The organism is Candidatus Odyssella thessalonicensis L13, assembly GCF_000190415.1.
Taxonomy (GTDB): Bacteria; Pseudomonadota; Alphaproteobacteria; order Paracaedibacterales; family Paracaedibacteraceae; genus Paracaedibacter; species Paracaedibacter thessalonicensis.
In genome coordinates this window covers 370,624-382,682 of record NZ_AEWF01000004.1, presented here as the reverse complement: position 1 = coordinate 382,682, position 12,059 = coordinate 370,624, and the positions used below count along the sequence as shown (strand labels likewise).

12 protein-coding genes and 1 tRNA gene are annotated in these 12,059 nt (G+C 42.7%); 8 read left to right on the top strand and 5 right to left on the bottom strand.

All coding sequences use genetic code 11. The features are described 5' to 3' along the window. Window positions 1-471: 471 nt before the first annotated feature. A complete protein-coding gene (locus tag HMO_RS0108830) occupies window positions 472-1,347 on the bottom strand; it encodes a DMT family transporter (protein WP_010301626.1) in 876 nt (291 codons plus the stop codon). Window positions 1,348-1,713: 366 nt separating this feature from the next. After that, window positions 1,714-1,787: transfer RNA gene (locus HMO_RS0108825), tRNA-Gln, on the bottom strand. Window positions 1,788-1,968: 181 nt separating this feature from the next. Here HMO_RS0108825 and HMO_RS0108820 point away from each other — a divergent pair. The 3 genes from HMO_RS0108820 to HMO_RS0108810 are packed head-to-tail and all read left to right on the top strand — an operon-like array spanning window position 1,969 to window position 4,398. Next, window positions 1,969-3,033 (top strand): Ppx/GppA phosphatase family protein, encoded by a 1,065-nt coding sequence (locus tag HMO_RS0108820; RefSeq protein ID WP_010301620.1) that lies wholly within the window; start codon window positions 1,969-1,971, stop codon window positions 3,031-3,033. A gap of 10 nt (window positions 3,034-3,043) precedes the next feature. Beyond that, on the top strand, window positions 3,044-3,676 hold the full coding sequence (locus HMO_RS0108815; RefSeq protein WP_010301617.1) for a DUF2628 domain-containing protein: 633 nt from the start codon (window positions 3,044-3,046) through the stop codon (window positions 3,674-3,676). Between the two features lie 41 nt (window positions 3,677-3,717). Then, on the top strand, window positions 3,718-4,398 hold the full coding sequence (locus tag HMO_RS0108810) for an RlmE family RNA methyltransferase (protein WP_010301615.1): 681 nt from the start codon (window positions 3,718-3,720) through the stop codon (window positions 4,396-4,398). Window positions 4,399-4,404: 6 nt separating this feature from the next. On the opposite strand, the gene HMO_RS0108805 is transcribed toward HMO_RS0108810, so the two are convergent. After that, window positions 4,405-4,662, bottom strand: coding sequence for a hypothetical protein (locus HMO_RS0108805; RefSeq protein WP_010301611.1), 258 nt, complete (start codon window positions 4,660-4,662; stop codon window positions 4,405-4,407). Window positions 4,663-5,523: 861 nt separating this feature from the next. On the opposite strand from HMO_RS0108805, the gene HMO_RS17660 reads away from it, so the two are divergent. The 4 genes from HMO_RS17660 (at window position 5,524) to HMO_RS0108785 (ending at window position 9,555) form a co-directional block, all read left to right on the top strand. Then, window positions 5,524-5,898, top strand: coding sequence for a tetratricopeptide repeat protein (locus tag HMO_RS17660; RefSeq protein WP_425358520.1), 375 nt, complete (start codon window positions 5,524-5,526; stop codon window positions 5,896-5,898). Window positions 5,899-6,176: 278 nt separating this feature from the next. Beyond that, window positions 6,177-6,362, top strand: coding sequence for a hypothetical protein (locus HMO_RS0108795; RefSeq protein WP_010301605.1), 186 nt, complete (start codon window positions 6,177-6,179; stop codon window positions 6,360-6,362). Window positions 6,363-6,425: 63 nt separating this feature from the next. Beyond that, complete coding sequence (locus HMO_RS0108790) at window positions 6,426-7,685, top strand: hypothetical protein (protein ID WP_010301600.1); 1,260 nt, start codon at window positions 6,426-6,428, stop codon at window positions 7,683-7,685. Between the two features lie 682 nt (window positions 7,686-8,367). Continuing rightward, entirely contained in the window at window positions 8,368-9,555 is a 1,188-nt protein-coding gene (locus tag HMO_RS0108785; protein ID WP_010301594.1) for an FAD-dependent monooxygenase, read from the top strand. 152 nt (window positions 9,556-9,707) lie between these two features. Here HMO_RS0108785 and HMO_RS15670 read toward each other — a convergent pair whose 3' ends face one another. Both HMO_RS15670 and HMO_RS0108775 read right to left on the bottom strand, forming a co-directional pair. After that, window positions 9,708-10,316, bottom strand: a complete 609-nt coding sequence (locus HMO_RS15670) for a WG repeat-containing protein (protein WP_010301591.1) — start codon at window positions 10,314-10,316, stop codon at window positions 9,708-9,710. A gap of 168 nt (window positions 10,317-10,484) precedes the next feature. Beyond that, window positions 10,485-11,156, bottom strand: a complete 672-nt coding sequence (locus HMO_RS0108775; protein WP_010301588.1) for a glutathione S-transferase family protein — start codon at window positions 11,154-11,156, stop codon at window positions 10,485-10,487. 72 nt (window positions 11,157-11,228) lie between these two features. Between HMO_RS0108775 and HMO_RS0108770 the strand changes: the two genes are divergently transcribed. Next, complete coding sequence (locus HMO_RS0108770; protein ID WP_010301586.1) at window positions 11,229-12,032, top strand: undecaprenyl-diphosphate phosphatase; 804 nt, start codon at window positions 11,229-11,231, stop codon at window positions 12,030-12,032. Window positions 12,033-12,059 lie beyond the last annotated feature (27 nt).

The window sequence follows — 12,059 nt, the reverse complement described above, 5'->3', positions numbered from 1 at the left end:
TTGAAAAAAAGTTATCTCTTCGTTTCTTCTCAACGTTTTAGCTATCTTTTTCGCTGTCTTTTGTGCCCTTTTAAGGCTCAGCGAGAGGAGACTACGTTAAACTGACGTCTTTCTCTTAACGCTCACAAGGTGAATTATCTCTATTCTTTTTACACTCACCGCAATTTTCTTAATGCTCCATCCTTATGGCTAAGGCTACATATCTTGTTACTAACAGGTAAAACGTAACCTTTCTTACTTTCTATAGCTTCTTTATTCTTGGAAAAAGCTCTGCATGCCCTTTTAGAGAGTGCCCGCTCACTGTTAAGATACAACACCTTTAGTACTCGGAGCGAATACTCTGGGAAACATTTATCCAAAATTGAAAAGGCCCCTGTCTGCGCTTAAATGAGCAGCATCTCGGGGCCTTCTTTCTTTGACGATCCACATCTAAGGATCTGACTATGGGTTAGACGATAAAAACCTCAACGATTAAGACTCTGTTCCTTTTTCACGATCGGCTAAGGTTAACATGACAATAGCGACAATAATGATCAAACTTCCAGCGATCGTCCACCGATCTGGAATTTCAGAGAACATAAAATAACCAATGGGAATACTCATACACAAGCGCGTGTACTCAAACGGCGTAATAAAAGAAGCGGGCGCACACTTCAGAGCCCTCAGGTAACAATACTGGGAGAGCACCCCCGCAATGCCGAGAATAGATAATCGTCCTAAATCTTCCACCGACGGCGTTTGCCAAAACCAAATACTCATAAGGGCACTTACAGCCAACACCCCAAAGGTCGCATAAAATAGAATTGTTTCTGAGGAGTCTGTCTTTGTTAGTTTCTTGGCAACGATAATGGTCAGTCCTGCCAGTAAATTAGCCGCTAAAGCCACCCACGTCGCCAGGTCGATCATTCCTCCTTCATTGGGGCGCACCATAACAATCACCCCACCGTACCCCAAGATCAAAGCCAACCATTTAGCAGTTGAAACCTGCTCTTTAAGCAGAAGAATTGCTAGAATTGTCGTAAACAGAGGACCTGTTTGGCCAATAGAAGCAGCATAAGCAATCGGTAGATGTCGATAAGCATAATAGGTGCAGCCCATAGAACAGAATACCAGAATAATTCTTATAAGATGAAGACCTAACCGAGAGGTGGCAAAATGAACTTTAAAGCCAGAACGCATGAATAAGGGTAGAGCCGCAATCATAGCCACCAGGCTACGGACAAAGATTAAACTGATTTGATTAATAGAACTATCAAGTGTTTTTGCGGTTGCCATGGCCACCGAGAACAGCGCAGACCATAAAAAAATCCAGAAGATAGCCCGAAAACGGCAATGTTGTAGGTTCATTTAATTCCTTACTTAAATAAAAAGCTTATTATTTTTGCTACTCCAATGCCAGCAAAGTCATAATACCAAAACCCATCCTTATTAGAGGCAAAAAACCGCTTTGTCCAGTTAATTAATCCTTTTGTCTCATTATAATATGATCTTGAGAGACCTCTATAAAGATACTCTTTGCGATCTTATATAGATTGCCAGTATACTCAACCGTTGACTCTTTCGCTAGCCACGGCTCCTTAACCATAAGTTGATAAGAAAAAATATGGTTTTTGCCGTGCTGGCTAATCTTTTTATGATAATCCAAGTAATGATTATTAAGGATAGTTTGTTAGAGATATAAGCAGGCGGGCTTGGGATTGCAATTAGTTAATTTGGCTGGGGGACCAGGATTCGAACCTGGGCTGCCCGGTCCAGAGCCGGGAGTTCTACCACTAAACTATCCCCCAAAACGAGATACCCTCAGTATTTTAAGGCTTCATTTATAGGGATACACAAATTTTTTCGATCTTCCAAGTAAAAAAATGATTAGTTTGCGGCTTTTTTTATTGAAACTTTGTTACACTGTCATCAAATATAAAGAGAACGAAGTCGTTACATGGGTAACATCTGTTATTGAGAAGTGTTTATATGTTAAGGTCACGCCATCGCAGTCATACATCCTCATCCCCGTCTCGGGAGCAGTCGACTATTGCTGCGATTGATCTTGGCACCAATTCTTGTCGCCTCTTGATTGCTAAGGTCGAAGGGCAATCTTTTCGCGTCATAGATTCCTTCTCGCGTGTGGTGCGGCTTGGTGAAGGAGTCCACTCCACCAATCTCTTGACCGAAGCAGCCATTGAACGCACAATTGATGCCTTACGTATATGCCAAGAAAAGATCGAACATAACAAAGTTTGCCATTTACGAGCCGTAACAACCGAAGCCTGCCGCCGCGCTAAAAACAGTGATGAGCTCGTCAAGCGCGCCCTTAAAGAGCTGGGATTATCAATTGATATCATCTCGCCCGAAGAAGAAGCTCGTCTGGCCTTATCAGGATGCGCCGGCGTCCTTAACAGCCGTATTCCTTTTGCCCTCGCCTTTGATATTGGTGGCGGCAGCACAGAGGTCATGTGGTTAAGGATTAATGAGCCTCGCCGCTTACATCGCCGTCGCTTTCCTGTCATCGAAGTTATTGATTGTATCTCTTTGCCCTATGGGGTTGTTACTTTGTGTGATCGCTATAATAACCAATCGTATAATCCCCTGGTTTACAACGAGATCCGACAAGAAATCCAAGATCTACTTCAAGATTTCTCGTCAAAGCATAACATTCACTCTGCACTCAACCGCCAAAAAGTGCAAATGATCGGCACTTCGGGCACTGTTACCACCTTAGCCGCGATCAGCTTGAATCTAGAACGATATGACCGGCGTATGATTGATGGCGTTTTCCTGGAGCTGCCAGACATCCATCAGATGAGTTCCGAGATCTTTGCGATGAATCACGATCAACGGGCAGATCATCCCTGTATTGGCACTGGCCGTACTGATCTGGTGGTTATGGGAACAGCCATTCTTGAAGGAATTTGTGATACCTGGCCCGTACCACGGCTAAGAGTAGCAGACAGAGGCGTGCGAGAAGGCATTTTGATGGAACTCGTTAAGGAGATTTATCCTTCTCGATCCGTTCATCCCAAATTTTTAAAGAAGTAAAGTGCAGTTTATGTATGAGAAATTAGATCAGGATGAGAGTTTTAAGATTATCAAGCAAATAAGGCCTTATTATGCTACCTCCTCCGATGCCGATGATCGTAATACTCATTACTATGACCGGTCTTTTACCAACATTCTAGCTAACAAATTTCCTCTTCCGAATTGGGCGGCAGCTTTTCTGCAATCCATATGGTTAATGTATCGTCGCGAATATAAGCTAGCCTTTGGTCTTAGCTTGCTAAGTCAAGTTATTACTACCTTAGAGATTCTTTACCCAACAAGTTTAATCGGCAGCTCTTTATTCCTCAGTATATTTCTCTTTTTTGCAATGGCATTCCAAGCTAATAACCACTATTTTAGATCTATTTTAAAAAGAGTGAATACGAGCAGCCAGCTCACCTCCATAAGCCCACCAACAGATCTTCCAGCAGCTTTAGCAACTGTTGCTTTTATTGCTATTATAACAATTGCCACCTTCCTGATAATGATTGCTCAGTTTGAAGCAGAGCAAGTTCTAAGAGGAAGTGGGTACAGGGTTATTTCAGTGCCAAAATATTTAGGCTTAAATTGGCTTGCCTTCATTTCCTTCTGGTTATGTATTTATCTGTGGCGTATTATGCCTTATAAAGAAGAAGCCGAATAATAAATAGCAGAACTCATCAAGATGGGGTAAGCAGGAAAATCATGACCAACAAAACACCTACCAGACGCCTTAAAGTCAAACTAGCTAGCAACAAGAAACGCACAACCTCGCAACGGGCATGGTTAGAACGTCAGTTGAACGATCCCTATGTTCAGCAAGCAAAATCAGATGGTTATCGGTCTCGTGCCGCCTACAAACTTATTGAAATAGATCAGAAGTTCAAGATTTTAAAGCCAGGTCAAAGAGTTATTGACCTAGGAGCATGTCCTGGAGGATGGACGCAAGTGGCGGTCGAACGTGTTAAATCCCAGACTAACCCTAAAGCGCGCGTTATTGGTGTTGATTTGACGGAAATGGCAGCTATTGCCGGCGCTACGGTTTTTCAAGGCGACTTTACCGAAGAAGAAACCCAAACAAAACTGATTGAATTACTTGACGGCAAAGCACAAGTTATTCTGAGTGATATGGCCGCACCTGCTTGTGGGATGACAGATGTGGACCATATTCGGATTATGGTGCTGGTAGAAGAAGCTTTTAATTTTGCAGAAAATATTTTAGCCCCTGGAGGAGCCTTTGTCGCTAAGGTTCTACGCGGCGGAACCGAGGCAAATCTTTTAAAGCGTCTTAAACTTGCCTTTCAAAAAGTAACTCACTTTAAGCCCCCAGCCAGCCGCAAAGATTCAGCGGAAATGTATGTCATTGGCATTGGCTTTAAAGGTTAAACGCTTTTAATCATAACTTACATCAAGCCCTATCACTGGCAAAGGCTGCCCATAAGCAAGAGCTTCCACTTTAGAGCTATATCTACTCTTATAGAATGCCTCAAATCCTTTGACTTTTTGCCTTCCAAAGGATAACTGCTCAAATAAGTTTCGTGTGATGCGAAAGCGGGCAGAACACCATTTACATTCCAGACGATAAATCTCTCCCGTCACTATAAGAGCTACCTGTTCCTGTTCACCGCAAACTAAACAACATTTTGCCATATGATTCTATGCTCATCCTGTTCATTTATAATAAAATTTTATATTAATCTCCCAAAAGGGCGCAACCCATAAATCCCCGCCGTTACCCTCCTCTGAACTAAGTATTCCCTACTAATTAAAGAAAACTCTAGAAAAACGGTCATCTAACCATAGAAATCGTTATCAATAATAGCCATTAAGTTTTAAGGAGAAGTTAACATAAAAGCAGGCATTTCTTAACAATTGAGCCTTAATTATCTCTATCCAATGTTACGAATACAAAATTAAAGATAAATTATCAGAAAACAACTCGTTGAAAGAATGGTTATTTAATCTTAACTCTTGCCCTTCATAACCTTGACCATAAGGGAAGCTTTATTGCTCTCAAAGGCCTTACACCTGTTTTCTTTTTCCAATTCCCAACTAGAGAGGAACATGCTTTTTCATAACCATGTGTTGCAAGGGGATTAGGGAGGCAAGCCCGGGTAGAGCTTATATAAAAGCTGAATTGATTTTAATAGATTTTACTCCAGACATACCATACAATTTTATATTAATAAAATAAACACATAATAATTGAAAGAAATATAAATAAAAATTTTACCCGAAAAGCATTTATTAGCAAGCAGTTTATTAGTCCTAGCCTTAACTGACATAGGGTCAGCAAGTGAAACATTAGGAAGTAATGAAGGCTTAAGAAAGAGAGCTATACACTTCACGCCTTCAGAAGCTACATCCGCTGCTACGACTGATCTGCTTTCTGAAAACTTCCTCTTTCCTAGCCTCTCAGATCCGAAACCGTCTTCCTTAAAAGCGGACCGCCAGAACAAAACTGTTGTTAAATAGGAGAATGAATGTTTTCCGGGATATACTTTTGCTGAGATCCTCGAGCAGGCAAAGGAGGGTTACCCCCAGGCTCAATATGCGCTCGGTAAATGTTATGAAGAAGGTAAAGGTGTTACTAGGAATAATAAGCTAGCATTTGAGTGGTATCTCAGGGCGGCTAAAGCCGATGACGCAGACGCTCAACTTCATGTCGACCACTTTTATTATGTGGGCTTAATAGTAAAGCGCAGTGATAAACGAGCATTTAAGTGGTATCTGAAAGCGGCAGAGCAAGGAAATACAGAAGCTCAACGCCAAGTAGGAACTTTGTACGAGCTTGGTCAAGGAGTAGATCAGGATTATGAGCGAGCATTTGAGCTCAGTCTAGCTGAGCTAATAGGTAAAACTAGCTTGGCACTATTAAGACGGTGAAGAGGAAGCCTAGACAGGCTGCATCTTTAATGCTCGTTTATCAAATCAGTAATTAACGATCAGATTTGCTTAAAGGATCAGCATCTTCTAAGCTGTTCTTAAAGTCTCTTCAGCTAATACTATTTATGGGAAGCTTACTTGATGACTGATGAGAAAGGTTTTACCTATTTAAATACTAGTAAAACTAAAATTATTATGGCATTACAGCCTAAAAGTTACGGCAAAAAAAGAAACGCTTTCCATATGTATTGCAACAAGTAATTTTGAGGTTTTACATTATGAGCAGTTTTCCAGTCCGATCCTTATCAATAGCATTTTTATTTGGGGCAGCATTTTCCTGTCAAGCCATGGAAGTGCCTAAGCAGGACGTCAAAATCCCTACCATCTTTCAGGAGGAAGGATCGACTCAACCAATCCCCGAGATGCAGGCAAGAATTAAGCAATTTTGGAGCCATGTGCCCTAAGACCACGCCAGATCCTTTTTAAAGGACTTTGTCAGATGTGCGTCCCGAGGGCTTCAAACAGCTTTGCACAATCTTACCCTTTATTCTGTCGATCAAGCAGTTACTTTTTATAATACAGTTATGCTGAACGTTCAAGCGGCCAGTTCATCTGACGACCTGGTCAATGGATTGCTGACATTGCCTCCCTTAAAGAATGATCCCACCCAACCATTACAGGCATTTGGGCGTGTCAATGCAGAATGTTTTATTGCAGCACATATCTCTTCTCTCAGTGAGACAATTATGAAAAAGTTCAAAAGCTATCAAGAGGAGATTGGATATATTTCAGCTCAAGATACGCAAACGTGGACAGAGTATGGCAAAGCCGCGGCAGATAACACCACTCTTCATAGTACTGGCATGGGGGCCCAGCTGCTATGTAATAAGTTTATTTTAGCTCCTTTAAACGATTTCGCTTTAAAGCACTTTTCTCTTAAAGATTTTACTGATGAACCTATGCGTTGGCGATATGATCAGGCCATAAATCGTCTCTTTTATCTAGAGCACTTTTGGACCCATCTGTTTCAAGGGATAGAAAATCTCGCTCATAATGTGACCATCCATGCCGGCGAGCAAGCAGGAAAAGCTATTCTTGAAAAGATGAATGAGATTTTTATGCCTCGGATCACGGCCTCTTACTTTAACGGGAAGGTAGGGACAGCGGTCGATGGAAGCTTCTTGGCTCTTACTGGGGGGACGGCGCCTGTGTCAAGTTTTGTCACCAGACAGTCAGCGCAAGGCCTTAAGCGGGTCACAAGCTCTCAATTTCCAGTCGCCTTGTTAGATCCGACAACAGCTTTAAAACATCTGGTGTTAGAACAGTTAGCGCCCACTCATGACCTCTTTGAAGGCTATATGACAACATTATTACATCCGCTCGCCAGTGCAGCTGGGGCAATTTCCAGAGGCGAAGCAGCTGCTTTTTTGGCCGAAAAAACTATTAATGGTGCTGGTGAAAAATGGTCGACTCAAACTCTTGAAGTCCTAAAGTCATTTTACAATTTGCCAGAAACGTCCACCAAGCCTTATTCCTTTACAAAAGGGTACCTTACTAAATTAATGGGTGATCCACGTGAAAATCTTAAAAATGAGGCAATTAAAGATGCTCAACATATATTGAGCCAACTTGAAAGTATTCCCGGCTACTCCTTTTTACAGGGGAGTACCCGCGAGAAAAGAGCAAGCAATATGCTAATAAGATATTATCGCAGCGCAAAGCAAATAGCCTCTTATTTAGATTTGCGTCCGTCTCTGGATGAAATCAATTTGTTTGAAGGACTGTAATTGGATAAGCCTAAAGGATAAACGTAACAGCGCTCCCCTGCTTCTTTAAGAAAATGAGGTAGGGAAGCGACTATATAGCCAAAGAATTGTAATTATAGTCAACCAGCATCCATGAGATGCTTTAAGAAAAGAGAGCCAGCATTACCGCAACAACGACCCGCTTTCTTGAATAGATCCCTCCTACTATCCCCTGAGCAGATTTACTTAAAAGATCAGCATCGTTTCAGCTGTATATATTGGGTGCAATTTTCATAACTTAGATCAATGGTATGAAAGAGATAAGGGTGTCATCCAAGCTTATCAAAGCGAACTCGCATTTAAGTGATATCTTAGGGCCGCGGAGCAGAGAAATACAAAAGCTCAACGCCAATTAACATTCCTGCATCGCAGTGGTAAAGGAGTCGAAAGAAATGATAAGTTAGCAGTTGAATGGTCTGAAAAGGCAGCTGCAAGTAATTACTAAAGCAACAGCCAGCTGAGTTTATATCCAACTTTAGCTTAGCGATAGACAACCTTTGAATAAGAAAGCCGAGTCATTCGGCGCCCCTTCTCTTAATCGAAAGTACGCTCTCAATAAATTTACTCTGATTACAGTCTACCTTTTGTTGAGATGCTTATTGCAGTTTTCATACCATTAAGGCTACTCTAGAAATAAGTTTTTATACCATTGATCAATAATATTATGCATCATAAGTCAGACGTATGTATTTTAGGTGGCGGCCTTGTTGGAGGGGTAACAGCCTTAGCGTTAGCTCACACGGGGTTATCAGTAACTGTTGCAGATATTGAGACACCGGAAAACCTATTAGACCAAAAATTAGATGGTCGCACTACTGCCGTCAACCTAGCCTCTGCTCAATTTTTTTCTGCGATTGGCTTATGGCACTCTATACAAAATTATGCGGCACCTATTAACTTCATCAAAGTGTATGAAGGCGGCCAGCCGTGGTCGATCAATTTTGATCATCGCGATCTTGGCGCGGACCCCATGGGCTACATTGTCGAGAATCGCTATATTCGTCAGGCCATTTTTGCGGCAGCTTTAAACCACCCGCTGATTAACTGGCAAGCGCCAGCAAAGACACTGACAAAGAAAATCAATCAGACTCAAGCTACCGTTTATCTGGATAATGGCTGTGAGATTGAAACATCACTAATAATTTGTGCTGAAGGCCGCCATTCCCCGAGCCGAGAAGAAGCGGGGATCAATAAAAAGCAGTTTTCATATGACCAAAAAGGATTAGTCTTTTCAGTTTATCATGATCGCCCCCATCACAATATTGCCTGGGAGGTTTTTCACCCTTCTGGCCCCCTTGCCTTCCTGCCGATGTTAGAAAGCCCAGAAGGCGCTTACCGTTCTGGGGTGGTCTGGACATTACCTGTCGCTGAAGCAGATAAATGGACACAAGCATCAAAGGAGGCTATCGCCGAGCAATTATATAGATTGTTTCCGCACTTAGGGGCCATGGAAATCTTTACAGATGTCTGGTCCTATCCGCTTATGGCGCAAATTGTCGACCGTTTTATCGACAACCGTTTCGTGATTATTGGTGATGCTGCCCATATCTGCCACCCCGTTGCAGGGCAGGGCGTTAACGTTGGCTGGCGCGATGCCCACGAATTAACTACAATTCTAACACGTAATAAGCAGCTCGGATTAGATCTCGGCAATATGACCGCTCTAAAACAGTATCAGCGCGGACGACGGCTTGATGCCTACTCCATTTTCGCGATGACCGATGGAATGGTACGGCTCTACAGCAATAATTCTAAGATTCTGTCCCCCATTCGCAGCATGGGCCTAGGCATTGTAAACAAGGTACCACCATTAAAAAGATTCTTCATGAAACGTGCCATGGGGATAAATTAAGAGCTCCGCTTTGCAGATTACTACAAATTGCCGGCGATTTAAGAAAGCAGCAAAACTATAACAGTGAGAGCATCATTGAATGATCTCTCCACACTTACTAAGCGGCCCTCCCCCTTCTTGGCTCTACTTATGAGAGGATATATGATTAGCCACTAACCCTGGGGCTTAAGCTTTTCGGCCACTTCCTCGGCGGTTGTACACTCAATCGGAACGACAATCTCACCTTTAAGATTAATTGCGCCCCACTTGCCACCAGTTATGTCTAGGTAGGCTTCTTGGATAGTAATATTATGGCCAGAGGAAAGTGGACGCCATTTTGGGCTTTGGGGATAATAAGCCCAACAGCCATTACAGACGATGGCAACACCTTTCTCAAAATATTTAGCAAAGTCGTAGCTAGGCGGGATGACTATATTGCCTTTCTTATCATGAAAGCCAACTTTGCCATCTTTAAGAAATCGAGCTAAGCCTTCCTCATAATAATCCCAGCCATTATCATAGAAGACCGATTCAAATTTTAAGTTGCCATTGAGGTCCATGCGATAATAGGTGCCATCTTTGATAACGGGGATCAAAGTCTCATCGGCGCCGCTTTCCGTCACCCTTTGGAACTGAGCAGGAATAATTCTCTTACCTTTAGGAGTTTTAAGGCCATATAAGCCTGTACGGGCATCTTTATAAGGGATAAGTTTCTGGGTTGCATGAGCAAAACTTAAGCTAGCAGCAAACAACATCACGATGGCTGAACAATAGGAGGTCATTTCACAATTCTCCGTTCTTTTTAGTTAAAGCTAATTTACTCGATTCCTTTAGTGCCTGCCAGAAGATTTTGATCGCCTAAGTCTTGATGCAGCGCCGCCTAGCGAGAGCTTAAGGCACAGCTTATTTCTTACCACATGTGCATGCCGAAATTCTGCATAAGCGAGCAATCAAAAATCCAGCTGCTGATAATGTTGTGCCGGCACCAGCCCCCCTAAGCGGTCTTGTAACAAAGGCCTAAAACTGGGGCGCGATTTAATGCGCATATACCAATCTTTCGCCACTTCGTACCCATCCCAAGGAACATCCCCTAAATAGTCAATAACCGACAAATGGGCAGCGGCCGCTAAATCAGCTAAGGAAAGTTCATCGCCCGCTAACCAACGCCGTCGGTCAATCAGCCAGGAGATATAGTCTAAGTGATAGCCAATCATGCTTTTTGCTTGCCGGATTGCTTGTGAATTCGTCGGCCCTACATTTCGCATAAATCGGCGCAGGGTCTTTTCAAAAATTAAAGGCAAGCTGACTTCACGTGCAAACTTATCATCAAACCACGCGGCTAAGCGACGGACTTCAGCCCGGTGTGCGATGCCTTGCCCAAGCAGCAATCGTTCCGGGTAAGCTTCTTCTAAATACTCGCAAATAGCATAACTATCTGCGACAATAGTGCCATTTAAATCCGTAAAAACAGGAACTTGACCAGCAGGATTTAAAGAAATAAATTCTTCACGCCTCTCCCAGAACCGTTCTTGCTCCACATCAAAATCTAAGCGTTTCTCCCCCAGGACAAGGCGAACTTTGCGGGAAAAAGGACAAAGCATATATTGATATAGCGTACGCATCAAAACAACCTTTTAACTTTATGAGATGTGTGTAATAGTCAAACCATAATCGCAAACAACTTAGTTACTATTATGTCCTATATTGAGATTCTTGTCCTGAGTTTTATTCAAGGTCTAACAGAATTTTTACCTGTATCTTCTTCCGGTCATTTGATTCTTATCCCTAAAGTTTTGGGATGGGCTGACCAAGGAGTAGAAATGGATGTGGCCGTCCATTTAGGCACGCTTCTGTCAGTTGTTCTCTATTTCCGTCATGATATTAGGGATATGCTATTACACTTCTTAACATATTTAGGCTCAGGGTTTAAGAAAGACCAATTTACTGATGAAACTCGCTTGAGCCTGGTTATTATTGTCGCCACTCTACCAGCTGTCATTGTCGGCTTTACCCTCAAGAAATTAGGCATGGACTTAGTGCGCAATGTGCCGTTGATTGCTTCCACCAGTATTATCTTTGGCGCCTTAATGTACTTAGCCGATCGCAATCCTCAACTTTTGGGCCTGCGACAATTAACCTGGAAAGCAGGTTTCATTATTGGACTGGCCCAAGCGGTTGCGCTGCTACCGGGAACAAGCCGATCTGGAATTTGCATGACCGCGGCACGCAGTATGAAATTTGATCGCATTACCAGTGCCCGTTTCGCTTTCCTGTTGTCCATTCCTGCTATTTTAGGGGCCGGTATTTTAACAACTATTGATGCCATCAAAGAGGGCCACGATATCTTTAATGCGGCCTTTGGGAGCGCCTTCGCCCTATCATTTTTCTTTGGCGTGATTGCTATCCATTTTATGCTAACCTTTTTGACCCGCTTTGGTCTCGGAATTTTCAGCTTATACCGGATTATTTTAGGAATTATCCTACTTGCTATTTTCTAGCTATCTTAAATGAGCCTCGCGCGGACT

Bases quoted from the DNA above. Each gene is read 5' to 3' on its own strand.
- HMO_RS0108830 (WP_010301626.1), bottom strand. From the start codon at position 1,347: ATGAACCTACAACATTGCCGTTTTCGGGCTATCTTCTGGATTTTTTTA.
- HMO_RS0108820 (WP_010301620.1), top strand. From the start codon at position 1,969: ATGTTAAGGTCACGCCATCGCAGTCATACATCCTCATCCCCGTCTCGG.
- HMO_RS0108815 (WP_010301617.1), top strand. From the start codon at position 3,044: ATGTATGAGAAATTAGATCAGGATGAGAGTTTTAAGATTATCAAGCAA.
- HMO_RS0108810 (WP_010301615.1), top strand. From the start codon at position 3,718: ATGACCAACAAAACACCTACCAGACGCCTTAAAGTCAAACTAGCTAGC.
- HMO_RS0108805 (WP_010301611.1), bottom strand. From the start codon at position 4,662: ATGGCAAAATGTTGTTTAGTTTGCGGTGAACAGGAACAGGTAGCTCTT.
- HMO_RS0108795 (WP_010301605.1), top strand. From the start codon at position 6,177: ATGAGCAGTTTTCCAGTCCGATCCTTATCAATAGCATTTTTATTTGGG.
- HMO_RS0108785 (WP_010301594.1), top strand. From the start codon at position 8,368: ATGCATCATAAGTCAGACGTATGTATTTTAGGTGGCGGCCTTGTTGGA.
- HMO_RS15670 (WP_010301591.1), bottom strand. From the start codon at position 10,316: ATGACCTCCTATTGTTCAGCCATCGTGATGTTGTTTGCTGCTAGCTTA.
- HMO_RS0108775 (WP_010301588.1), bottom strand. From the start codon at position 11,156: ATGCGTACGCTATATCAATATATGCTTTGTCCTTTTTCCCGCAAAGTT.
- HMO_RS0108770 (WP_010301586.1), top strand. From the start codon at position 11,229: ATGTCCTATATTGAGATTCTTGTCCTGAGTTTTATTCAAGGTCTAACA.